The organism is Streptomyces cirratus (assembly GCF_014650775.1).
Classification (GTDB): domain Bacteria; phylum Actinomycetota; class Actinomycetes; order Streptomycetales; family Streptomycetaceae; genus Streptomyces; species Streptomyces cirratus.
Genome location: NZ_BMVP01000003.1, coordinates 324,452 through 346,809 on the forward strand (window position 1 = coordinate 324,452; position 22,358 = coordinate 346,809).

25 protein-coding genes are annotated in these 22,358 nt (G+C 73.4%); 10 read left to right on the top strand and 15 right to left on the bottom strand.

The window, feature by feature from the left end; all coding sequences use genetic code 11:
* The first annotated feature begins 6 nt into the window (after positions 1-6).
* Positions 7-657 (top strand): 4'-phosphopantetheinyl transferase family protein, encoded by a 651-nt coding sequence (locus IE207_RS11110; RefSeq protein WP_190183917.1) that lies wholly within the window; start codon positions 7-9, stop codon positions 655-657.
* Between the two features lie 24 nt (positions 658-681).
* On the opposite strand, the gene IE207_RS11115 is transcribed toward IE207_RS11110, so the two are convergent.
* The 6 genes from IE207_RS11115 to IE207_RS11140 form a co-directional block, all read right to left on the bottom strand.
* Positions 682-1,689, bottom strand: a complete 1,008-nt coding sequence (locus tag IE207_RS11115) for an AraC family transcriptional regulator (protein WP_190183918.1) — start codon at positions 1,687-1,689, stop codon at positions 682-684.
* A 115-nt stretch (positions 1,690-1,804) separates the two neighbouring features.
* The gene (locus IE207_RS11120; protein ID WP_229873636.1) at positions 1,805-2,311 is read right to left on the bottom strand and encodes an anthrone oxygenase family protein; all 507 of its coding nucleotides are present in this window, start codon (positions 2,309-2,311) and stop codon (positions 1,805-1,807) included.
* On the bottom strand, positions 2,308-2,946 hold the full coding sequence (locus tag IE207_RS11125; protein ID WP_190183919.1) for a hemerythrin domain-containing protein: 639 nt from the start codon (positions 2,944-2,946) through the stop codon (positions 2,308-2,310). Before IE207_RS11125 ends, IE207_RS11120 begins: the two co-directional genes overlap by 4 nt.
* A gap of 115 nt (positions 2,947-3,061) precedes the next feature.
* Positions 3,062-3,889, bottom strand: a complete 828-nt coding sequence (locus IE207_RS11130; protein WP_190183920.1) for an NAD(P)H-binding protein — start codon at positions 3,887-3,889, stop codon at positions 3,062-3,064.
* Positions 3,890-3,981: 92 nt separating this feature from the next.
* The gene (locus tag IE207_RS11135; RefSeq protein ID WP_190183921.1) at positions 3,982-4,797 is read right to left on the bottom strand and encodes an SDR family NAD(P)-dependent oxidoreductase; all 816 of its coding nucleotides are present in this window, start codon (positions 4,795-4,797) and stop codon (positions 3,982-3,984) included.
* 131 nt (positions 4,798-4,928) lie between these two features.
* Positions 4,929-5,465: a hypothetical protein gene (locus tag IE207_RS11140; protein ID WP_190183922.1), complete on the bottom strand. Its 537-nt coding sequence runs from the start codon at positions 5,463-5,465 to the stop codon at positions 4,929-4,931.
* 360 nt (positions 5,466-5,825) lie between these two features.
* On the opposite strand from IE207_RS11140, the gene IE207_RS11145 reads away from it, so the two are divergent.
* From IE207_RS11145 to IE207_RS11155, 3 genes are all read left to right on the top strand, one after another.
* Positions 5,826-7,250: a lipase family protein gene (locus IE207_RS11145; protein WP_190183923.1), complete on the top strand. Its 1,425-nt coding sequence runs from the start codon at positions 5,826-5,828 to the stop codon at positions 7,248-7,250.
* Positions 7,251-7,314: 64 nt separating this feature from the next.
* Entirely contained in the window at positions 7,315-8,751 is a 1,437-nt protein-coding gene (locus IE207_RS11150; protein ID WP_190183924.1) for a cytochrome P450 family protein, read from the top strand.
* Between the two features lie 38 nt (positions 8,752-8,789).
* Positions 8,790-9,788: a beta-ketoacyl-ACP synthase 3 gene (locus IE207_RS11155; RefSeq protein ID WP_229873637.1), complete on the top strand. Its 999-nt coding sequence runs from the start codon at positions 8,790-8,792 to the stop codon at positions 9,786-9,788.
* 24 nt (positions 9,789-9,812) lie between these two features.
* On the opposite strand, the gene IE207_RS11160 is transcribed toward IE207_RS11155, so the two are convergent.
* A complete protein-coding gene (locus IE207_RS11160) occupies positions 9,813-10,646 on the bottom strand; it encodes a lysophospholipid acyltransferase family protein (RefSeq protein ID WP_190183926.1) in 834 nt (277 codons plus the stop codon).
* Positions 10,647-10,849: 203 nt separating this feature from the next.
* Here IE207_RS11160 and IE207_RS11165 point away from each other — a divergent pair, with 203 nt between their 5' ends.
* The 3 genes from IE207_RS11165 (at position 10,850) to IE207_RS11175 (ending at position 13,442) form a co-directional block, all read left to right on the top strand.
* The gene (locus IE207_RS11165; protein WP_190183927.1) at positions 10,850-11,101 is read left to right on the top strand and encodes an acyl carrier protein; all 252 of its coding nucleotides are present in this window, start codon (positions 10,850-10,852) and stop codon (positions 11,099-11,101) included.
* Positions 11,098-12,300, top strand: coding sequence for a beta-ketoacyl-[acyl-carrier-protein] synthase family protein (locus tag IE207_RS11170; protein ID WP_190183928.1), 1,203 nt, complete (start codon positions 11,098-11,100; stop codon positions 12,298-12,300). The genes IE207_RS11165 and IE207_RS11170 overlap by 4 nt, the downstream gene beginning before the upstream one ends.
* Before the next feature lie 101 nt (positions 12,301-12,401).
* The gene (locus IE207_RS11175) at positions 12,402-13,442 is read left to right on the top strand and encodes a LacI family DNA-binding transcriptional regulator (protein WP_190183929.1); all 1,041 of its coding nucleotides are present in this window, start codon (positions 12,402-12,404) and stop codon (positions 13,440-13,442) included.
* On the opposite strand, the gene IE207_RS11180 is transcribed toward IE207_RS11175, so the two are convergent.
* The 8 genes from IE207_RS11180 to IE207_RS11215 form a co-directional block, all read right to left on the bottom strand.
* The gene (locus IE207_RS11180; protein WP_190183930.1) at positions 13,439-14,146 is read right to left on the bottom strand and encodes a sulfite exporter TauE/SafE family protein; all 708 of its coding nucleotides are present in this window, start codon (positions 14,144-14,146) and stop codon (positions 13,439-13,441) included. The two genes, IE207_RS11175 and IE207_RS11180, sit on opposite strands and share 4 nt — an antisense overlap.
* Entirely contained in the window at positions 14,143-15,549 is a 1,407-nt protein-coding gene (locus IE207_RS11185; protein ID WP_190183931.1) for an amidohydrolase family protein, read from the bottom strand. The genes IE207_RS11180 and IE207_RS11185 overlap by 4 nt, the downstream gene beginning before the upstream one ends.
* A gap of 23 nt (positions 15,550-15,572) precedes the next feature.
* The gene (locus IE207_RS11190; protein WP_229873638.1) at positions 15,573-17,042 is read right to left on the bottom strand and encodes a uracil-xanthine permease family protein; all 1,470 of its coding nucleotides are present in this window, start codon (positions 17,040-17,042) and stop codon (positions 15,573-15,575) included.
* 212 nt (positions 17,043-17,254) lie between these two features.
* Positions 17,255-17,434, bottom strand: coding sequence for a hypothetical protein (locus IE207_RS11195; RefSeq protein ID WP_190183932.1), 180 nt, complete (start codon positions 17,432-17,434; stop codon positions 17,255-17,257).
* A gap of 143 nt (positions 17,435-17,577) precedes the next feature.
* Entirely contained in the window at positions 17,578-18,825 is a 1,248-nt protein-coding gene (locus IE207_RS11200) for an SLC13 family permease (protein ID WP_190183933.1), read from the bottom strand.
* Positions 18,826-18,898: 73 nt separating this feature from the next.
* Complete coding sequence (locus tag IE207_RS11205; RefSeq protein WP_190183934.1) at positions 18,899-19,351, bottom strand: DUF2267 domain-containing protein; 453 nt, start codon at positions 19,349-19,351, stop codon at positions 18,899-18,901.
* A gap of 63 nt (positions 19,352-19,414) precedes the next feature.
* Positions 19,415-19,810: a DUF2267 domain-containing protein gene (locus tag IE207_RS11210; RefSeq protein ID WP_190183935.1), complete on the bottom strand. Its 396-nt coding sequence runs from the start codon at positions 19,808-19,810 to the stop codon at positions 19,415-19,417.
* A 125-nt stretch (positions 19,811-19,935) separates the two neighbouring features.
* A complete protein-coding gene (locus IE207_RS11215) occupies positions 19,936-20,373 on the bottom strand; it encodes an Hsp20/alpha crystallin family protein (RefSeq protein WP_190183936.1) in 438 nt (145 codons plus the stop codon).
* Between the two features lie 140 nt (positions 20,374-20,513).
* Here IE207_RS11215 and IE207_RS11220 point away from each other — a divergent pair, with 140 nt between their 5' ends.
* From IE207_RS11220 to IE207_RS11230, 3 genes are all read left to right on the top strand, one after another.
* Positions 20,514-21,197 carry an HSP18 transcriptional regulator gene (locus tag IE207_RS11220; RefSeq protein ID WP_190183937.1) on the top strand — a complete coding sequence of 228 codons (684 nt, stop codon included), beginning with the start codon at positions 20,514-20,516 and terminating at the stop codon, positions 21,195-21,197.
* A 42-nt stretch (positions 21,198-21,239) separates the two neighbouring features.
* Positions 21,240-21,626, top strand: a complete 387-nt coding sequence (locus IE207_RS11225; RefSeq protein WP_190183938.1) for an STAS domain-containing protein — start codon at positions 21,240-21,242, stop codon at positions 21,624-21,626.
* Positions 21,627-21,800: 174 nt separating this feature from the next.
* Positions 21,801-22,301, top strand: coding sequence for a C40 family peptidase (locus tag IE207_RS11230; protein WP_190183939.1), 501 nt, complete (start codon positions 21,801-21,803; stop codon positions 22,299-22,301).
* Positions 22,302-22,358 lie beyond the last annotated feature (57 nt).

Sequence of the window (22,358 nt, forward strand, 5' to 3'; positions counted from 1 at the left end):
CGGACGATGATCGAGGCACTGCTGCCGCCGGGCGTCACGTCGTCGGAAGTCTTCGACGACGAGGCGCCCGCGCCGCTCTTCCCCGCCGAGGCGGCCCTCATGGAGGGCCGCCTCGCCCGCCGTCGCCGCCAGTTCGCGACGGCCCGCGCCTGCGCCCGCCGGTGCCTGGCCGCACTCGGCCACTCCCCCGCGCCCCTGCTGCCCGGCCCGGGAGGCGCTCCGGCCTGGCCGACGGGCGTGGTCGGCAGCATCACGCACTGCGACGGCTACCGCGCGGCCGTGGCGGACCTGTCCGACCGTACGTCGGCCCTCGGCATCGACGCCGAGCCCGCGGGTCCGCTCCCGGAGGGCGTACTGGGGCTGGTCACCTCCCCCGCGGAACGCGACCATCTGCGGGAGCTCGCCGCGGCCCATCCGGGGGTTTTCTGGGACCGCCTGCTGTTCTGCGCCAAGGAGGCGGTGTACAAGGCCTGGTACCCGGCGACGGGCGTCTGGCTCGGCTTCCGCGACGCGACCGTGGCCCTCTCCCCCGACGGCACCTTCACCTGCACGCTCGACGTCCCGGCCGCGGTGAGCGAACCCGTCGACCCGCTCTACCGGGGCCGCTGGTCGGCGGGACCGGAGCTGGTCCTCACGGTGGTCGTGCGGCGCGACTGAGGATCAGCCCGGGCCGGCTGAGGATCAGCGCGGGCCGGGGCCGCCCAGCACGACCGTACGGGGCGTGCGCGGGCCCTGCCCGGCCCCGGGCGCGGTGATGCCCGCGCGGAACTCCCTCGGGCTGACTCCGCGCACCCGTTTGAAGGCCGCCGACAGCGCGAACGCCCCGCTGTAGCCGACCCGGCGGGCCACCGTGGCCACCGTCGCCTCGGGCTCGCGCAAGTAGTCGGCGGCCAGAGCGATGCGCCAGCCGGTGAGGTAGGCGACGGGGGGTTCCCCGACGATGTCCGTGAAGCGGCGGGCCAGGGCCGCCCTGGACACGCCGACCTTGCGCGCGAGTTCCTCGACCGTCCAGCCGTGGGCCGGGTTCTCGTGCAGCAGGCGCAGCGCCGGTCCGACCACCGGGTCGCTCTGGGCCCGGTACCAGGTCGGGGCGCCGCTGCCGGGGGCCGCGAGCCAGGCCCGCAGGACCCCGATCAGCAGCAGGTCCAGGAGCCGGTCCAGCACGATCTCCTGGCCGGGCTCGTCACGGGAGATCTCCGCCGTCAGCAAGGTGATCAGGGCGTGGTCCGCGGATTCCGCCGGGCGTACCAGGATCGTGGGCAGCACGCTCAGCAGCCGCCGGCCGATCTCGCTCGGCGCCTGGTAGGTGCCGCTGAGCATCACCGCCGAACCGGCGTCCTGGAGCGGGTCGCCCCAGGTGCGGACGCCGAGGGCCATGGTCTCGGTGACGTCCTCGCCGCTCGCGGTGCTGCACCGCTGCTCCGGTCCGACGGTGATCTGGACCGGCGTGCCGGGGCAGTCGGCGACCGTGTACGGCTCGGGCCCGTGCACCACGGCCACGTCGCCGGGCCGGATCCGTACCGCGGTGCCGTGGTCCGGCACCAGCCAGGCGTCGCCGTGGACCATGGTGATGACCGACAGCGGCGCGCGGTCCTCCACGCGGAGCGACCAGGGCGGGTTGAAGACGGACTTGAGGAGGAAGGCGCCGCGCGCCTTCGGGCCTTCCAGCAGGCCGGTCAGCGTGTCCATGCGGATATCCTCTCTCGTTTCCCGCCGGGCGGGACCGCGTGAAGCGCCCGCTCTCCCGCGGGGGACGGATGTGAGAGCGGGCGCCGTTCACGGGGGCGCCGGGGCGGTCCGGCGCCTACGCGGCCGGGGTGCGGCCGTGCAGGGCCAGGGTGCGGCCCAGGGCGGCCAGGGCCGTCGCACAGGCCAGGGTGCGGACGGTGTTCCCGGCCCGCCAGCGCGTGCCGAACCCGGCGCGAGCGGCGGCGAAGTCGCTTCCGGCCCGGGCCAGTTGCGCGTTGAGCGGCAGGTTCACCAGGGCCGTCACGACCAGCGAGAGCGTGTACAGCGCGAAGGCGGTCCAGGCCCAGCGAGCGGTGTGGGGGCGTCCGCCGCGCTGCTGCTGGGCGGCGGCGACGCCGGTGGCGATGAACGCGCCCACGAAGAGCAGCCCGAACAGGCCGTTGTCGATGGCGTCGTTGATGTTCCGCATCGCGGTCACGTACGTCTCGTCGTCGCCGCGCCCCAGGCCCGGAATCACCGAGATGTCGAAGGCGAAGTAGAGACCGGCCATCAGGCCGGTGCCCACGGTCGCCGCCACCAGGGTCGCGGACTGGGCCGTCGTGCCCGTCGTCGATCGTGTCACTTCTGCAGTCCCTTCAACGTGTTCTCGTACCGTCTGCGGAGCAGGGTCGCGCCGAGCAGCCGGACCGGCGGTGGGATGGTGGCGGACACGTGCGCGACGGAGTCGCGGCCCGCTCCGTCGAACATCCAGGGCTGGAGGTGGAGCAGCACGCGCCTCGGGGCACTGGCCACCACCTTGCGCTCCTCGGCCAGGTAGGCCCGCTCCCCCATCCGGTCGAAGACGGGGAACACGACGCGTTCCTCGTCGCGCAGGTGGTCGTGCAGGATCTCCTGGAAGTCCCGGGCGGCCGCCGTGAGCCCCTCGCCGCCGTGGGTGACGGCGGTGGTGACCGCCGCCATGGCCGCGTCCAGTTCCTCGTGGTCGTCGTGCAGTTCACGGGCCTGGGCGTCGAAGTCCGCGTCGAGGCGCCGCAGTCCGGGCCACAGCACGTCGTCCTCACTGGTGTGGTGCCACTCGATGACCTCGCGCAGGCGCAGCCACCACTCGGCGCCGCCGCCCCGCCAGGCCGGTGCGGCGGCGCGCAGTCGTGCGGCGTCGCGGCGCATCGCCCGGTGCATCAGGGCGAATCCGTGGTAGTGCGGTGCGAGGGCGTCCAGTCCGTGTTCGCTGGAGTAGGGCGGCTGGTGCGTGGGCATCGGGGCCTCCTGCCGGTCGGTGCGGCGTGCGTACGAGCTCCGCGCCCGGGCGGGGCGCCGGGCGGGGCGGCCGCCTTGGGGGGCGGCCGCCGCGCGAGGCGCGTGCCCGGCGTGGTCAGACGTCCCAGACTCCGGTCGCCGCGGCCTCGCGGGCGAAGTCGGCGAAGTCCTTGGGCTTGCGTCCCAGGGCCTCTTCGACTCCGTGCACGAGGTGCGCGTTGCGGCCGTCCAGGATCATGGTGAACAGGTCGGCGAACTCCTCGGGGAGACCGTTCTGACGGAGCACCGCGCGGTACTCCTCGTTGGTGACGGAGACGTACGTGATCTGCCGGCCGGTGGCCTTCGACAGTTCGGCGGCCACGTCGCTGTAGCTGAGCAGGCGCGGTCCGGACAGTTCGTAGGTCTTGCCGATGTGCTTGTCGTCGGTCAGGGCGGCCACCACCACGTCGGCGATGTCGTCGGCGTCGACGAAGGCCTCCACGGCGTCGGCGGTCGGCAGGGCGATCTCCCCGGCCAGGACCGGCTCCAGGAAGAAGCTCTCGTTGAAGTTCTGGTTGAACCAGCTGGAGCGGACGATCGTCCAGTCCGCGCCGGAGGCCTTGAGGTTGTTCTCGCTGATCTCCGCGGCCTCTTCGCCGCGGCCGGAGAGCAGGACCAGTCGGCGGGCACCGGTCTCGACGGCCACCTTGGCGAACGCGCCGACCTGTTCGGCGGCGCCCGGGAAGGCGAGGTCGGGGTAGTAGGTGACGTACACCCGGTCCACGCCCTCCAGCGCGGGCACCCAGGTGTCGGGTTCGTTCCAGTCGAAGGCGGGCTCTCCCGAGCGGGAACCGACCCGGACGGCGAGGCCCTGGGCGGAGAGCTTCTCGGCGACGCGCCGGCCGGTCTTGCCGGTGCCGCCGATGACGAGGGTGGTCCGGATGTTCTGGGTGGTGGAAGTCATGAGTACAGTCAAGTCCCTCGGCGCGAGACGGGACATGGCCGCGAAGCTCAGTTCCATATGCGTGCGTCTACGCGCGGTCGTGTCAGGGCGTGTCAGAAGCGGCCCAGGCCGCCGCAGACGTTCAGGGCCTGCGCGGTGATGGACGCCGCCACGTCGGTCGTCAAGTAGCCTACGAGACCGGCGACTTCTTCGGCGGTGGAGAAGCGGCCCAAGGGTATCTGGGCTTCGAACTGCTGCTGTACGTACTGCTCGCTCGTGTCCCACACCCGCGCGTAGCCGGCCCGTACGCGGGCCGCCATCGGCGTCTCCACATATCCGGGGCAGACCGCGTTGACGGTGATCCCGAGCGGTGCCAGCTCCTTGCCGAGGGCCTTGGTGAGGCCGACCACGGCGTGCTTGGACGCCGAGTAGGGGGCGCCGAGCAGCACCCCCTGCTTGCCCGCCGTGGAAGCGATGTTGACGATCCGGCCGTGGCCGGCGGCGGCGAGGCCGCCGTTGGTGAGCGTCTCCCGGGTGACCAGGAAGACGCTGTTCAAGTTGGTGTCGATGACCTCTTCCCACAGTTCGTCGGTGAGGTCGGCGGTGGCGCCGCCGCCGCTGCGGCCGGCGTTGTTGACCAGGATCCTGACGGGTCTGTCGAAGGTCGCGACGGCTGCCGCGACGAGCCCTTTGACCGCGGCCCGGTTGCGTACGTCGGCAGCCGCTCCCTCTACCTCCAGGCCCTCGGCCCGCAGGTCCTCCACCGTCTGCTTGACGTCCGTTTCCGTACGTGCGCAGATGAACACCCGGTGGCCCCGGGCGCCCAGGTCGCGCGCGACGGCCAGGCCGATACCGCTGGTCGCCCCGGTCACCAGGGCGAGGGACCCGTCGGAGGCTTGACCTGCCCCCGGCGTCGACTGTGCCTTCATCGGGCGCCCTCCGTTGCTCGCTGATGCCCTGACGATGGCAGCGGCGACTCGGGGCGCGCCGGAGACGGGATGGAGGGCCGGGTCAGACCTGCCGGAGGAGGGTCAACCGGAGTTGCCGGAGGCGCAGTGCCTCAGCAGTACCTGTTGAAGGCCGCGTCGGCGCCGGTCTGCCACGCCTTCCAGTAGGCGTCGGAGTGCTGCTGGTTCTTGTTGGGCGTGGCCTTGACGTCACAGCTCTTTTGCGCCGCGGAGCGGCCCGCCCGGTAGCCGTCGCCGGCACCCCGCTTGGCGTCCTTCGCGTTGTTGCCGGTCGCGTTGCCGGAGGTGTCGCCGGCCTTGACGACCTTGCAGTTGACGAAGGTGAAGTTCTGGTCCTCCTTGACGGCGAGGACGGTGTAGTCGACGTTCTTCTGGAAGCGCGTGACCTGGAAGTTGCCGTTCGCGTCGACGCTCAGCGGCACGGTGCTCTCGCCGTCGTTGAGGTTGCGCGGCGCCGTGAACCCCTCGCCCTTGATGGTGACCGAGGTACCGCTCGCGTTCGGGGTGACCGTACAGCTCGCGGTGGGTACGGCGGCGCCGGCCGACGGGGCCAGGGCGACCGCGCCGGACAGGGCGAAGGACGACGCGAGCAGCGTGGTGATCACGGTGCGCCGTGTGTGTCGGTGCATGGTGGGTACTCCCCTTCCGGAAAGAGACGATGCGGGAGCGGGGAGAGGCGGCCACGCGTGGTCCGCGGGCTCCGCCCTTTCCATCGTCCCTCCGGCCCCGCGGGGTGTCGACCGGGCCGGTGTCAACACCACCGCCGCCCCTTCATCCCCCCGGGGCCGCCCACTTCCGCCGCCTTCCTTCGCCCGGGGGCGGGCGCGCCGGCCGCGTGGGAACCGGGTCCGCCCGGCGCGCGCGGGGCGCGGGCGTCCCGGAGCGGCGCGAGCACCGCGTCCGGGCGATCACTTTCGGTGCCACCATGCCTGCGCGAACAGCGGGCAGGGCGACGCAGCCGTCGCACAAGGACGTAAGGGAGCACAGCGGTGACTCAGGTGGTCGACGGCACGACTGGGCATGTCCCCGCACAGCAGGGGCCGCAGGGCGCAGGGCCGGGGGCCCCGGAACGGACCGACGCGGAACTGCTCATCGCGGCGTCGATCCTGCTGGCGGACGCGGCGCTCACCGCGAAGCAGGCCGGCGCGGAGCTGACCGGAGCCCTCTCCAGCGGGCGCTTCGTGCTGGACGCGCTGCGCCGCCCCGGCTGGGCGCTGGGCACGGCGGTCTCCTGCGTGAAGGCGCTCACCAGCCCGGCGGGACTCGGTTTCGGGGCCAACGGCGGCCTCCTCGGCGAACTGGCGCGGATGGCGGGGAGCGTGACGTACCGCCGTCCCGCGAAGGTGGCCATGGCGGTGGACGCGTTCGCGATGCGCATCCGCGCCGTCGCGGTCGAGCACCCGAACCTGGACTCGCCCTTGGCCCGGCGGCTGACGGACGCGATGGTCGGCGGGAACCGGCTGGAGGCGCTGCGGGCGATGTACGCGCTGGTCGAACGGCTCGGTGTGACCCGCGCGCTGACCACGGTGTCCCCCGTCATCATGGAGCTGCTGGCCTTGTCGGGGCTGCTCGACGAGAACCCCGTCAACGACGACTTCTCGTGGGTGACCCTCGCCGGCGGCGTGCCCACCACCGACCCCTTCCTGGGGCTGCCGAGTTCACTGCTGGGCTACCTCAACCCGGGCCCGGGACGGGCGGAGCGGGCCGATGCCGACTCCATCCTGGAGAAGGTGCTGGGCACGTCCCGCAACGACATCGTCAGCTACGTGAACGACATCGGCGCCCTGGGCAACCACGGGCTGGTCCTGCTGCGCCGCGTGGCCTGCGCCGACGGGCAGCAGCGGTACGTCCTGCTGCTGCCCGGGACCAGCTTCGGTCTGCTGAGCAACAGCACCCCGCAGGACCTCGTCGGCGCGTTCGACGGACTGCTGCGCACCGACACGACGTACACCCGGGCCGTGAAGCAGCTGCTGCTGCGTTCGGGACTGCCCGCCGGATCGGAACTCATGATCGTCGGGCACAGTCTGGGCGGACTGACCGCGATGAACCTCGCGATGGACGTGGACGTGGCGTCCACCTACCGCATCACGCACGTGATCACGGTGGGCTCCCCGATCGACGGCAAGCGGCCCGCCGACCACACCACCCAGGTGATCAGCCTCGTCAACAAGCACGACGTGATCCCCATGCTGGACGGGCGCGGGCCGGCTTCGCCCAACGACATCCCGGACAGCTGGGTCGAACTGTCCTGGCTCGACGAATCGTACGACTACCCCCTGTCGCACGCCCCTCAGGCGTACTCGGACACCCTGCGCGGGGAGTTGACCACCTACCGGGACCAGGTCAACAAGCTGATCACCGCCTACGACGGTGAAGTCATCGGGAACCAGCCCTACATGCTCCGTGACAAGTGACCACGACGCCCGCACCGACCGCCACGACCACAGCTGCCGCAGCGACCCAGAGGGAGACCGACCGATGACCACTGCCGAGAGCCCGGCCACCACGGCGCGACGGCCGGCGACGGCCCGGGCGCTGGAGAACGCCGTGTTCAGCGCCGCCATGCTCGCCCACCGGCTGCCGTGGACGGACGCCCCGGCCCGTGCGCTGGGGCTGGACGCGCTCACGCGCGACGGGGTGCGCAGCGGGCTGCTGGCGCACCTGCGCCGTACCCGCTCCGGGCGGCCGGTACGGCTGCGCACCGCGTTCGGGACCTTCCTCGTACCGCAGTCCGGCGCCGACGCCGCGGGCCTCCTCGCCGCGGCGGACGAGGCGGGGGTGCTCGGTGCGCCCTGCGGCCTGACGCCGGGCGGCCTGCGGTACGGGCTCTCCCCGCACGTTCCGCTGGGGCGGGAGGTTGCGGTGGAGCCCGGCCAGTGGGCCGCGCTGCTGGCGCAGGACGTGGACGCGGCGATCGCGGCCCGGCGCGGGGACGGCACGCTCGACTGGGACGGATGGCGGCGCGGCATGGCCCGGGTCGCCCGGCGCGTCGTGGTGGGCGCGGCCGCGGCCGAGGACACGCTGCTGAGCGAGGTGGCCGCGCGGGCGTCGGCGGAGTCGGGCAGCCGCTCCTACGGGGCCCGGACCGCGGCCCTGGGGCGGCGGCTGGCCCCGTACCTGGCCGATCCCGACCCCTCTTCGCTCGCCGGGTGCCTGCCGGCGGACGGCGCCGGACCGCAGGCCGCGGGCCCGGCCGTCGCGCACGCGCTCGCCGTGGTCGAGGGGGCCGCGGCGGGCACCGCGCTCCAGGCGCTGGCCCTGCTCGCGGTGGGGTCGGTGGCCGGGCCCGGTGAGGCGGTCGGCGAGGCGCTGCGGCGCTATCCGGCCGTCGGCGCGGCCGTGTACCCGGTGGGGGGTGCCTTCGTGTGGGAGGACCTGGCGGTCGAATACGGGACGGAGATCCTTTGGGCGCCGGCCTGGGCCCCCGAGGAGGACCGCTCGGGGCAAGGGCCGTCCGGGCTGTGCGGAGCACCGTCCGGGTGCGCGGCGGCGCGCTTCGCGGAGCACGTGGCGCAGGAGGTCGTGCGCCGTGTCACGGCGGCGGTGCACCCGGTGCTGATCTCGCCCTCGTTCGGCGCGGACCGGCTGCCGGACGCGCTGGATCCGAGCACGCTGCTCGTGGCGTTCCGTGAGGCGGACGGCCTGATCGCGGACGGCCGCGTGACGGTCGGCATGCCGGCGGCGGTGCCGGTCACGGTGCACGGCTTCACGCCGGCCGCGTACGGGGCGCTGGCCCACGCCAGCGCGGACCGGCTGGAGCGCCACGCGGAGAGCCTCGCCGCCTGCGCCGGGAACGGCGGCTGGGACACGGACGAGGCGGGCGAGCGGTTCCGCATGACCCTCCTCGGCCACTCCGAGCGGTGCGCCAGGGCCGCGGGCGACGTGCGCCGGGCCGCGAAGCGGCTGGCCGGCTGATGCCGGGCCGCTCGCCGGAAACCCGCCGGGGTGCGGTGGTGGCGGGACTGGGTTCCTACGTACCGCCGCGCGCCCTGACCAACGCCGAGCTGTGCGGGAACCGGCCCGTCGGCGACGAGTGGATCCGCACCCGCATCGGTGTGGCGAGCCGCCGCGTCGCCGACGGGGAGGCCACGGTCGACCTCGCCGTCCGGGCCGGCCGGGGCGCGCTGGAGGCCGCCGGGGCCGGCGGTGCCGACGCGCTGGTCCTGACCACCATCTCGCCGGACCGGCTGGTGCCGGCCGGGGCGCCGGAGGTGGCCGCGCGGCTGGGGTGCGGGACGATCCCGGCGTTCGATCTGGCGTCGGGCTGCAGCGGGTTCCTGTACGGGCTGGGCGTCGCTTCGTCGATGATCGTCTCGGGGGCCTTCGACAGCGTGCTGCTGGTGGCCTCGGACGTGTTCAGTGCCTTCGTGGATCCGGACGACTGGCTGATGGCGGCCATCTTCGGCGACGGCGCGGGGGCGGTGCTCCTGCGGGCCGGCGACACCGACGAGCCGGGGGCCCTCGGGCCGGTCGACCTGGGCACCGACGGTGCGCAGGCCGATCTGCTGGAAGTGCCCGGGGACGGGGCCAGGGCGCGCAAGCGCACCCTGGCGGCGCCGGGCGCCGAGTTCTCCCCGTATTTCCGCATGGACGGGCCGGCCGTGCGCAAGCAGGCGATCGTCGGCATGTGCGACTCGGTGACGCGGGCGGTACAGCAGGCCGGGTGGTCGCTCGGTGAGCTGGACGCGGTGGTCGCCCACCAGGCCAACCAGCGGATCCTGGACGGCCTCGCCGCCGAACTGGGGCTGGACCCCGGGCGGATGCTGTCGCACATCGAGGCGTACGGGAACACCGCCACGGCCTCCGTGCCCGTCCTGCTGGCCCAGGCGACCGCCGCCGGAGCGCTGCGGCCGGGGATGCGGGTGGCGCTGACGGCGTACGGTGCGGGGCTGGCCTGGGGGTCGGCCACCCTGGTCTGGCCCGACGTGCGGGCGGTGACCGACGACGGGTGAGCCGCCCCCTGCCTGCGGAGCGGCCTACCAGAAGGGCGTCTCCCGCCGGCCCCGTTCCCGGTCCACCAGCCCCTGCACGGCGCCCTGGGCCTCGGCGCAGAGCCGGCGGGCGGCGGCCGAACGCTCTGCGAGGGATCCGGACCGCGGGGGCGCGGGGATCGGCTCGCCGATGGTGACCAGCCACTTCGCGGGCAGCGGGAAGGGCGGCGTGAGCGGGAAGTAGGGCAGGCCGAGGAGGCGCGCCAGGGCCGGTACTTCGCCGAGCCTGGGGCAGGCCTCCTCGGCGCCGACGACGGACACCGGGACGACGGGCGCGCCGGCCCGCGCGGCGGTGACGGCGAAGCCGGGGCTGAACGGACGCAGCCGGTAGCGCTCCTCGAAGGGCTTTTCCAGTCCCGCGATCCCCTCGGGAAACACTCCTACGAGTTCTCCGGCGGCCAGGCGTTCCCATCCCAGCGTCGGATCGAGCGGAATGGCTCCTTTCTTGCGGGCGTATGAGCCGATGACCGGAACCCGGAAGACGAAGGGGGCGGCGGGCACGTGCAGCGGCCGGTCGATACGTCGCACGAGGACCTTCTGCAGGACGAATGCGTCGAGTCCCCAGGCGCCCGAATGGTTGGCGACGAGGACGGCGGGCCCTTCGGCGGGAATGTTCTCCCACCCGGTCACCTCGAGCCGGAAGTATTCGTCGACGAGCCAGTCGAGGAGCCGGTCCCACGCCTCTTCCCCCGCCTTGCCCAGCAACCGCTTGAGGTTACGGAGCTCCGTTCCGGCGACGTCGAGGACGTCGGCCACATCGGCCGGATCGACGATCTGGTCGACCGGGTCAACGGTCGAATCGGTCAGGATTTCCGACATGAATGATCCTCACTCGCCTATCAGGCGTCATTTGAAGGCCGGTCACGGACAGGTTTTGAGTAATTCACCGGCCGTGGTACTTATGTGGGCAACAGGCCCCAGCTCCACTGCGCCGGGGAAATCGATTTTCCGTTCGCCTTCGACCGCCGCCCGTTTGCGTCACCATGCTGCACGGGGCCGCGAAACCGCAAATGAGAGATGCCGTGACCATTTCCGCGCAGGAATCCGTCCTCCACGCGATCAGTGAACTGCTCATCGAAAAGTTCGAGGTCCCCGCCGACGAGGTGCGGGCGGACGCGCCGATGCGCGAACTGCTGACCGATTCGCTCATGGTGGTCGAGATGGCCATCGCCGTGCACGAGACGCTGGGCGTCAAGGTCGAGGAGGAAGAACTGCGCGCCACGACGCTCGCCGGGTTCGCCGAAGCCGTCGGCGCGCGGTGCACGGACCGTTGAGCCGGCGCTCCCCGGCCGTCACCGGGATCGGCCTGGTCACGCCGGCCGGCTGTGACCGGGAATCCACGTGGTCGGGGGTCCTCGGCGGCCGCCGCACCGCCGCACCCGACCCCGCGCTGGAGGGTCTGCCGGTCGCCCTCAGCTGTCGCGTGCCCGAACTGGACCACCCCGTTCTGCGGCGGCGCGGCTCGGGCCGCCTCGACCGGGTCGACCGCCTCGCCCTGGCGGCCGTCGCCCAGGCGCTCGACCAGGCCGGACTCGACCCGGAGCAGTGGGACGGCAGCCGGGTGGCCGTCGTCACGGGCGGTGGCATGGGGGGCCTTCTGACCCAGGACCAGGCGCTCGCCCGACTGGCCGACCGGGGACCGGAGTTCGTCTCGCCCTACTTCCTCACCGGCTATCTGATCAACATGGCCTGCGCCAACATCGCGCTGCGCTTCGGGACGACCGGTCCCGCCCTCTCCACCTCCACGGCCTGCGCCTCGGGCACCACCGCCCTCGGCCTCGCCCGGGACCTGATCGCGACCGGGCAGTGCGACATCGCCCTCGTGTGCGGCGCGGAGTCGGCCATCACCCGGCTGATGGTGGCGGGCTTCACCCAGATCGGCGCCCTGTCGGGCACGGGCTCGCGGCCCTTCGACACCACCCGGGACGGCTTCGTCATCGCGGAGGGCGCCGGCGCCCTGGTGCTGGAGCGGCCCGAGCACGCGGCGGCCCGGGCGGCGCGGCCACTGGCGCGGCTCATCGGGTACGCGGCCTCCACCGACGCCCACCACCTGGTGGCTCCGCACCCCGAGGGGCGGGGCGCCGAGCGGGCCGTCCGGGCCGCGCTCGCCGACGCCGGCGTCGCGCCCGGGGACGTCGGCCACGTCAACGCCCACGGCACCGCGACACGGCAGAACGACGCCATCGAGGCGGGTGTCCTGCGGCGCGTGTTCCCGCACCGTCCGCCGGTCACCTCGGCGAAGGGGGCGCTCGGACACACGCTGGGCGCCGCCGGTGCCATCGAGGCGGCGCTGACCGTACTGGCACTGGCGAAGGACACGGTTCCGCCGACGGCCGGCCTGGGCGAGCCGGACTCCGGGATGGGGATCGACGTCGTCGCGGGCCCGGCGCGCGCACACGCCGGCGAGATCGCGGTGAGCAACTCCTTCGGTTTCGGCGGCCACAACGCCGTCGCGGTCCTCGCACGCGCCTGAACCACTCCTGAGGCCCTGTCCGGGCCCCGTCTTCCGGCAGGGCCGCCGGTCGGCGAAGATGCGGAGGTCACCCCTGCGCAGCGCGAGGAGCGTTACCCCAGATGTCCCCTTCCGGTTCCGGTGCCCGGCCGCCGACGATCGCCGACGTGGCCCGGGCCGCCTCGGTGTCACCGACGACCGTCTCCCACGCCCTGAACGGGATCGGGAAGGTCGACCCCCGCACCCGGGAGCGCATCAAGGCGATCGCCGCCGAACTCGGCTACCGGCCGAACCTGCGCGCGCAGCGCCTGCGCCGGGGCGAGGCCAAGGCCATCGCGCTGGCGTCGTCGATGCCGTTCGCCGTGGCCGGCGGGCCGTCACGGCTCGGCTTCTACATGGAGGTCGCCGCCGCGGCGGCGGAGCGGGCGCTCGTGCACGGCTACGCGCTCGTCCTGGTCCCGCCGGTCCGTACGGGGTCCCCCTTGTACTCGGTCGACATCGACGGGGCCATCGTCGTGGAGCCCGACACGGAAGACGTCGCGGTGGCGCAGCTGCGCGAGCGCGGGCTGCCGTACGTGGCGCTGGGACGGCCGGTCTCCCCCGCCGAGGCCGCTCCGTACGTCGACCTGCGCGGGGCTGCGGTCGCGGAACTGCTGCTCGGGCACCTGCGGGAGCAAGGCGCGCGCCGGCCCGCGCTGATCGTCGGGGACGGGGCGCGGCACTCCGGTGTCGACGCCCGCGCCGTGTACGGGCTGGCGGCGGCGCGGCACGGCTGGGAGCCGATGGTGGCGACCGCTCCCGAGGAGGGCGGGGAACAGGCCGGGTACGACGCCTGCGCGTCGCTGCTCGCCGCCCACCCGGGCATCGACGCCGTCTGCGCCCTGGTGGACACCTTCGCCGTCGGGGCGGTCCAGGCGATCGTGGACAGCGGCCGGCGGATCCCGCAGGACATCGCGGTCGTCACCCGCTACGACGGCCTGCGGGCCCGGACCTGCGAGCCCCCGCTCACCGCGGTCGACCTGCACCTGGACCACGCCGCGTCCGAGGCGGTGGAGCTGCTGCTCGGCCGGCTGCGCGGGCGGGACACCCCGCCCGTCGCCACGGCCCCCGAACCGCGCCTGATCGCCCGGGCTTCGTCCCTGCGGGGCGCCCTCACGCCTTAGCCGAGCATGAGCACCACCCCGGAGACCAGGGCGAAGCCGAGGACGAACAGGCGCATCCGGCGGGCGTCCAGGCGGTGGTGCACCAGGCGGCTCAGCCCGGCCCCCACCGCCAGGGCGGGCAGCAGCAGCAACGCCCGGACCAGTTGCCCCGGTTCGCCCTGGCCCGTCGCGAACAGCAGGGCGAGGGACGCCACTTCGCCGACCAGGAAGCACACGGCGATCGTGGCCCGCAGCTCCGCGGGCGGCCGGTGCTGGTAGACCAGCGCGAGCGGCGGGCCGCCCACGCCCGTCGCGGTTTCCGTGAGCCCCGTGACCAGCCCCGCGCCCAGGTACGCGCCCCGGCCGGGGGTGAAGGCGGGCGCGGCCAGGCTGACCAGCGCCGCCAGGACCGTGGCCGCCCCGACGAAGAGCCCGAGCCGGCCGTCGGGGATGGCCCACAGGAGGGCGAGGCCGAGGGGGGTGGCGGCGAGCCGCGCCCCGGTGATCCAGCCGGCGCCGCGCAGGTCCAGGCTGTCCCGCTCGCGCCAGGCCACGTAGGCGTTGAGCGGGATCATCGACGCGAGGACGAAGACGGGCAGCAGCGCCGGGTCCAGCAGCCCCGCCACCGGGGCGACGATCAGCGCGAAGCCGAGGCCACTGGTCCCCTGCACGAACGCGGCCACCGCCACCGTCACGGCGAGCAGGGCGAGGGTCTGCGAGGTCACCGGGCCACGCTCCGTCCGCGGTGGCGGCCGGCGCGGGCGGCGGTGGAGGTGGGGTGGGTCCGGGTGACGGCGGCCCGCTCCAGCACGGAGCGCGAGAGTTCCACCGCCTGCCGTACCAGCGCCGGGCCGTCCCAGTCGGTGGGCCAGCCCCGCCACAGCCGGAGGCGGCCGCCGACGAACACGGCGCTGATCTGGTCGCGGTTGCCGCGCCGCACCAGTTCCCACGGCAGGTCCCAGCTCAGCCGCATCTCGGGGGTCGATATGTCGATGAGCAGGAAGTCGGCGGCGGCCCCTTCGGTGACGGTTCCGGTGAAGGAACCGAGGCCGAGCGCGTCGGCGCCGCCGCGGGCGCCGTGCTCCAGCCAGGTCCAGCCCGCTCCGCAGGAGGAGTCGCCGGAGGCGAGTCCGTAGGCGAGGCGCTGGGCGGACTCCGCGGCGTCGGCGAGCCGGAAGGCGTCACCGCGGGTGCCGTCGGTGCCGAGCCCGAAGCGGATGCCGCGCTCCGCCATGAGCGCCGCGGGGGCGACGGCGTTGCCCTTCCAGGCGCTGGCGACCGGGTTGTAGCTGACGGCGGCGCCGCTGTCGGCGAGCAGGGTGAGTTCCGCCGGGGTGAGGAGGGTGGCGTGTGCGGCCACCAGCTGGGGTCCGAGCGCGCCCACGTGGTGCAGGTGCTCCAGGGGGCGCAGGCCGTGCCGGACGAGGGAGCGTTCGACGGCGACGAGGTGCTCGTTGACGTGGATCTGTACGACGGCTCCCGCTTCGGCGGCCAGGCAGGCGCTCTCCCGCAGCGTGCGGGCGGTCGCGGCCTCGGGGATGGAGACGGCGAGGGACGGGTGGATCAGGTCGTCGGTGTCGTAGCGGGCCAGGTGCTTGTGCGCCTGGGCCATGACGTCCGCGGAGTCCTCGCCGGGGGCGTCGTTGCACAGCAGTCCCAGTACGCAGCGGATTCCGGCGTCGCGCGCGGCGGCGGCGACGACGTCGGCCTCGACGGCGGCCCGGGTGCCCGCGTCCGCGACGGTGGTGAACCCGCCGCGCAGGGACTCCAGCGCGGCCAGCTTCGCCGCAACGTACGCGGACTCCTCGTCCAGCGCGCCCTCCAGGGGCGCCCACACCCGGCGGAATATCTCGGAGGGCTCACCGAACGCCAGGGCCGCGCCGAAGCTCTGGGTGAGGTGGTGGTGGGTGTCTACGAAGCCCGGCATCAGCGCGTGCCCGGGCAGCCGCACGGGCGTCAACCGGGGGTGCAGGCGCTCCAGTTCCGCTGCGGGGCCGATGGCGCCGAAGGATCCGTCGGCCACGACGACGGCGTGCGATTCGAGCGGCCCGTCGGGGGTGAGGACCACGTCGGGCACGAGCAGCCGGGGGCCGGTGCCGCAGAGGTGGTCGGGGGACACGTCGTTCATGGATCTCTTTCCGGTGAGGGGGATCAGGCGTGCGGCGCGGGCTCGGAGGCCGCCTCGGCCGGGGCGCGGCGCAGTCGCGGGTGGTGGAAGAGGACGTTGAGGAGGGCTGCGGTGAACGCCCCGACGGCGACGCCGCTTTCGAGGAGGATCCGCGGGCCCGGCGGCAGGCTCCCGTACACGCCCGGGATCAGGATGGGCAGCAGTCCGAGGGCGAGGGACACGGCGCAGATGAAGGTGTTGGTGTGCCGGTCGAGTTCGGCGCGGCTGAGCATCTGGATGCCGAGCACCGTGATGACGGCGAAGACGACCATGGCGGTGCCGCCGACGACCGCTGCGGGCACCACGCTGATGGCGCGGGTCACGGGAGCGAGGAACCCGATGCAGATGAGCACCACGCCGGCGGCGGCGGTGACGAAGCGGCTGCGGACGCCGGTGACCCGCACGATGCCGATGTTCTCGCCGCTCGTCACCATCAGCGGCAGTCCGAAGAATCCGCCGAGGAGGGAGACGACCGCGTCGCCGCGGATGGTTTTGGGTACGTCGGTGCGGCGGTCGATGGTCTTGCCGACCGCCTCCGCGTTGATGACGGTCTGGCCGGTGGCTTCCGCCATGGAGGCGAGGCTGTAGAGCATCAGCGGGAGCGCGGCGACCAGGTTGAACTGCGGTGAGCCGAACGGCAGCAGCTCGGGGGCGCCCAGCAGCGGGCCGTGGAGGGCCGGGCCGAAGTGGGCGGCTCCGAGGGCCAGCGCGAGGACGGTACCGGCGATCAGGCCGAGCATGACGGCGAGCTGGCGCAGGACGCCGGTGAACAGCCGGTAGAAGGCGATGGTGAAGCCGATGGTGGCCAGGCCCAGCAGGAGGTGGGTGGGGTCGGCGAAGCCCGGCTCGCCGGGCCTGCCGGTGACCAGGACCGCGCCGACCTTCACCAGGTTCACCCCGACGATGACGATCATCGTTCCGATGACGAGCGAGGGGAAGAAGGCGAGGAGCCGGGAGAAGACGGGCAGCACGACGAAGTAGAAGGCGGCCGTGAGGATCACGGCGCCGGTGGCGGTGCGCAGGCCGTGCTGCCGGGCGATGGCGAGGAACAGGATGAGCGGGGCGCCGCCGGGGAGCATGACGAACGGCAGCCGGGGCCCGATCTTCCAGGGGCCGAGGGACTGGACCAGCGAGCCGATCCCGGACAGGACGAAGGCGGCGGAGAGCAGCTTGACCGTCAGCCGGGAGTCGAGCCCCAGCGTCGCGGCCATCAGGAAGATCGCCGAGATGGGGGTCGCGGCCATCACCAGCACGTGCTGGATGCCGAACAGCAGGATCCTGCCCAGCGGGCGGGCCTGGTCGACGGGGTGCGGCTGGTCCTCGGGGTGGAGCTCGTCCTCGGGCCGGGTTCCCGGGTCGGACTGGGCCATCAGGTCGGACTGGGCTTCCAGGTCGGGCTGGGTTTGAGGCTGCGGTGGTGCGGGACGACGGTTCGCGATGCGGAAACCGGGCACGTTCGAGCTCCGTTCGGCTCGTTCCGGATAGGGCTGGTCCCACGGCCCGGGACGGGGGTCGCGATGACAAGCCAAATCGATTTGGCCGCCAGTATGTGAGGGTGCTTCCACCGCGTCAAGAGAGCTGGACGAGCCGCTTCGAGCGCCGTCCGGTTATGAAAACTCCCCCTCCCCCACGAGGGGGTTGGGGGAGTAGGGTGCCCCGGTGCGGGTCACTGCGGGGTGTGGAAGCGGCCCGCGCCGCGCTGCTGGGGAACGGTATTCAGCCGGTGCGCGCCGGAACGTCGGCGGCCGGGAAAGGGGTTGCGCCGCGAGGGAGCCGAAGGGGCCACGACCAGGAGGACGATGAGGGCGAGGACCGCGACGAGGATGAGCCCGGCAACGAGGTTCATGTTCACGCCTTCCGTCGGATGCTGACGGTCTTTCACTGCTTTCCTGTCACTACATCCTGTAACCGAAAATCACGGCGGTAAACACAACGGGTGAGTGCGCCGGGTAACGCCTGCGCAAAAAGCGGCAGTTGTGACCTTGCGCGTCACGTTCCGAAGAGCGCCAGGGAGCCCCACAGCGCGAGGGTGGCGGCGACCAGGGCGGCGGGGACGGTGAGCAGGCCGAGGCGGGTGAACTGCCCCAGGCTGACCCGGTGGTCGTGCCCGTGCGCGATCCGCCGCCACAGCAGGGTGGCGAGCGACCCGGCGTAGGTCAGGTTGGGGCCGATGTTCACCCCGAGGAGTACGGCCAGCACCGCGCCCGGGCCGACGGGTGCGGCCAGCGGGACCAGGGCCAGGACGGCCGGCAGGTTGTTGATCAGGTTGGCCAGCACCGCGGCGAGCGCGGCGGTGCCGAGCAGGGCGGGCAGCCCCGTACCGCCGGGCAGGACGTGGCCCAGGGCGTCGCCGAGCCCGTGGTCGACGACGGCGCGGACCACGATGCCGAGGGCGAGCACGAAGGCCAGGAAGGAAGGGGCCGCGGAGCGCAGAACGGCGCCGGGCGTGGTGCGACGGCGCGCGAGTGCCCGGACGCCCATCACCAGCGCCCCGGCCGCCGCGGCCCAGGCCGGGTCGATGCCGACGGCCGAGGCCACGGCGAAACCGGCGAGGGTGGCGGCGACGGTCACCAGCGCGAACCGCGGGAAGCCGGCCTGCTCCGCCGCCTCGGGCCGCTCCGCGGGTGCGTTCAGGTCGGTGGCGAAGAAGCGGCGGAAGACCACGTACTCGACGCCGATCGCGGCCAGCCACGGCAGCGCCATCAGCAGCGCGAAGCGCGTGAAGGTGAGGCCGCTGGCGGTGTAGGCCAGGAGGTTGGTCAGGTTCGACACCGGCAGGAGCAGCGAAGCCGAGTTGGACAGGTGGGCGGCGGCGTACACGTGCGGCGTGGGGCGCGCCCCCATCCGAGCGGCCGTCGCGAACACCACGGGCGTCAGCAGCACCACGGTGGCGTCGAGGCTCAGCGCCGCGGTGATCAGCGAGGCGAGGACGAAGACGGCGCCGAGCAGCCGGCGCGGGCGGCCCGCCGCCCAGCCTCCCATCCAGGTGCCGCAGGCGTGGAAGAGTCCGTCGTCGTCGCAGAGTTTGGCGAGGACGAGGACGGCGGCGAGGAAGCCGATCACCGGCCCCAGCCGCTCCGCTTCCGCGCGCAAGTGGTCCAGGGTGATCCCGCCGGTCGCGACGACCACCCCGGCGGCCGGTACGGCGAAGACCGCCTCGGACCGGCCGAACGGACGGACGACGGCGCACACGAGGACGACGACCAGGGCAATGACGGAGATGAGCTCGACGGGCATGCTTCGATCATCGCGGAGCGCCGGACGGGGGCGACGGCCGCCACCCCCGGGTTCCTCGGACGTCCGCCGGCCGTCAGGCGGCGCTGCGGGCGGGCTGCGGGGTGAGCAGCTGGGCCTGGCCGAAGAGCAGGGCCCAGCCGTCGGGGAGGCCGGAGAGGATGCGGGCGAGGAGGTCGGGCCCGGCCAGGGCGGCGACGGCGGTGAGGACCGCGCCGGCTTCCCAGCGCGCGGTGGCGGGCGTACCGCCGGCCGCGCCCGCGAGGTCCTTGACGAAGGCCCAGCCGGTGAGCGGCCGGGAGTCCGGGACCTGAGCGGTGAAGGTGAGTGCGGCTTCCACGGGCAGGCGGGCGGCCAGGCCCACCCGCTCGTCGCCCGTGATCTGGCGGCCGAGCGCGGACATGACGCGGCGGACGGCCTCCTCGGCCCGCTCTCTGGTCGGGTACGCGCCTTCGTAGCGCACCCTCTCCACCATTTGGTCGTAGGTCGTCTCCGGCACCTGCCGGAGCTGTTCGGGCCGGTGGAACATGGGTGCTGTGCGCCTTTCTGATCGATGGGTCGGGGGGGGGTGGCGGCGGAGCCGGGGAACGGTTCAGACGGGCTGGGGGCGCCCGAAGAGCAGGTCGTAGCCGGGGGGCAGCTGGAGCAGGAGCCGACGGGTGAGGTCCTGGCCGGCCGCGTCGGCGGCGACGCTGAGCACGGCGCCGACGTCCCAGGCCGCCGTCGCCTGCGAGGCGCCCTCGATCCACGCCGCCGTCGCGCGTACGAAGCGCTCCGGCGCGAGCGGCTCCACCGCCTGGAGGGGGTTGAGGAGGATCAGGGCGTACGTCTCGGGCAGACGGGCCGCCAGTTCGGCCCGCTCCGTGCCGACGATGTGGGCGCCGAGCAGGGCCAGGACGACCCGGGCGGCGCGGTCGGCTTCCTCAGGGGTGTCGTATTCGCCGCGTTCCTGGACCTGGTCGAGGAACGCCTCCCAACGCAAGGCCATGGGACCTGTCCTCCTCGGTGCTCGCAGAGCGTTCACGGGGGCGCGGTCACGGGGGCGCGGAGGACGGGACTGCCGGGGGGAGTGGAGCGGCCCGTCCTCCGCCGCCTGGGTGGCCGACGGGCCGGTCAGCCGGAGATCTCCTTGCGGCCGCCGTCGGTGGCACTGATGGTGATCTTGCGCGGCTTCGCGCGTTCGGCGATCGGGATGCGCAGGGTCAGTACACCCGCGTCGTAGTCGGCCTTGATGTTCTCGGTGTCCAGGGTGTCGGCGAGCATGACCTGCCGGGAGAACACACCGAGCGGCCGCTCGGAGAGTTCCATCTGCACGTCCTCGCCCTTGACCGTCGGCCGGCGCTCGGCCCTGACGGTCAGCATGTTCCGCTCGACGTCGATGTCGATCGCGTCCGCGGAGACGCCCGGGACGTCGAAGGCGATCACGTACTGGTCGCCCTCTCGGTAGGCGTCCATCGGCATCACGGACGGCTTCGACCAGGTGCCGGCCGTGCCCACCAGCTGCTGGGTGAGCCGGTCGAGCTCGCGGAACGGGTCGGTGCGCATCAACATCGCGAAACACCTCCAGTCGGTTCAGGCAGGAACTGCCAATGCGCTTCAACGTGCTTCCGTTGTAGCATGTCATCCAGACGATGACAAGCGAGACGTCATCTGGAGGATGACGCAACGACGAGATCCACGGAGAGTGCCCCATGACCGCATCCGCGCAGCCCACCCCCTCGGCGGACACCGGCCCGGCCTCGTTCCTCGCCGCGGCGGCGGCCCTCGAGACGATCGACCGGGCCGTCCGTCAGGCCCAGAACGCCGACGGCGCGGAGCCCGGAGCCACCTCGCCCCCGAGCACGGACGGACCCCACCCCGCCCTCGCCTCCCTGCTGTTGCTGCGCCAGGTGCGGGAGCAGCTCGCCGGCTGGGAGACCGGCCTCATCGAAACCGCCCGGGAGGCCGGCGCCAGCTGGGCGGACCTGGCAGGGCCCCTCGGTGTGGCCAGCCGCCAGGCCGCCGAGCGGCGCTACCTGCGCCAGCGTCCCGGTGAGGCGGGGGTCACCGGTGAACAGCGGGTGCAGGCCGTGCGCGACCGGCGGGCGGCCGACCGCACCGTCACCGCATGGGCCCGGGACAACGCCGCGGGCCTGCGTCGGCTGGCCGGACAGGTCACCGCCCTGACCGACCTCCCGGCCAGCGCCGACCGGCAGTTGGGCGAGCTCAACCAGGCCCTCGCCCGCGACGACGCGGCCCACCTCGTGCGCCCCCTCACCGACACCCGGCGCCATCTGCGCCCCGAGCACTCCGAACTCGCCGACCGCATCGACGAGATGACCCGCCACACCCACCGACTGCGCAAGGACAGCGACACCCAGCGCCGCGAGACCTGAGGGGCGAGGCCCAGGGGGCCTCGGCGTGGAAGGGAGCGAACGATGTCCACGCGTCGACACGAGCCCGCTCCGGCGCCGGAGGGGATCGCGGCCGCCGTCACGACGAGCCGCTCGGAGGGACACGTCACCGTGGCGGTGACGGGGGAGATCGACATCGCGACGGCGCCGCTGCTGGAGCAGGCGCTCCGCGAGGCGCTCCGTGACCGCGTGACGGAGGTCGAGGCCGATCTCAGCGGAGTCTCCTTCTGCGACCTCTCCGGACTGGACGTCCTGCTCCGTGCCGAGCGGCACGCCCGCGCCCACGGCCGGACCCTGCGCGTGGCGGGAGTGCACTCACCGCAGGTGCGACGCCTGTTCGAGTTGACGGGCACGACCAGGATCGCCGCCGAGGACCCGGCACAAGACCCGGGAAACCGTAACTCCGCGTAGCCGGAGGAGGGGGACTCGTCTCTTTACGTAACCGATACACCGCGGGGGACGCCAAATCACCGGAAACCTTCCGCCCGGAGGGAAGACTGGTCGGCCGTCGAGAGCCAAGCGCATGTCGATCAAGACCAGCCCCCGGACCGGGCTGTTCCTGCAACCCGATGCGGAGGTATCACGATGACCCCCTACGGAACGGAAGACGCCCATTCACCCGGAGAACCCAGGCCCCCGGCCTCCTCGCCCCGCGTCCTCGCCCTGTCCTTCCTCGGCCTGTTCCTCGCCGCCTCCACGGTGACCGGCAGCGCCTCACCGGCCAATGCGGCCCCGTCACACGGCGTGAGAGCCGTCGCGGTGGCCGCCTCCAAACGGGGGGCCCCGTACGCCTACGGCGCCGCGGGGCCCAAACGCTTCGACTGCTCGGGACTGACCTTCTACGCGTTCCGCAAAGCCGGGCGACGACTGCCGCGCACCGCGGAACAGCAGTACGAACAGACCCGCCACATCCCGCCCGTCGAGCGCGCTCCCGGCGACCTCGTCTTCTTCCCCCGGGGCGCCACCATGGCCCACGTCGGCATCTACGCCGGGGGCGGAAAGATATGGCACGCCCCCCGCCCGGGCGGCCGGGTACGCCTCGAACGGATCTGGACCTCCGACGTGCGGTACGGACGCGCGGGCTGACGGCGCTCACCCGCGCCGGGCGGCGCCCCCTCGCGCGCCGCCCGGCCCCTTCGACCA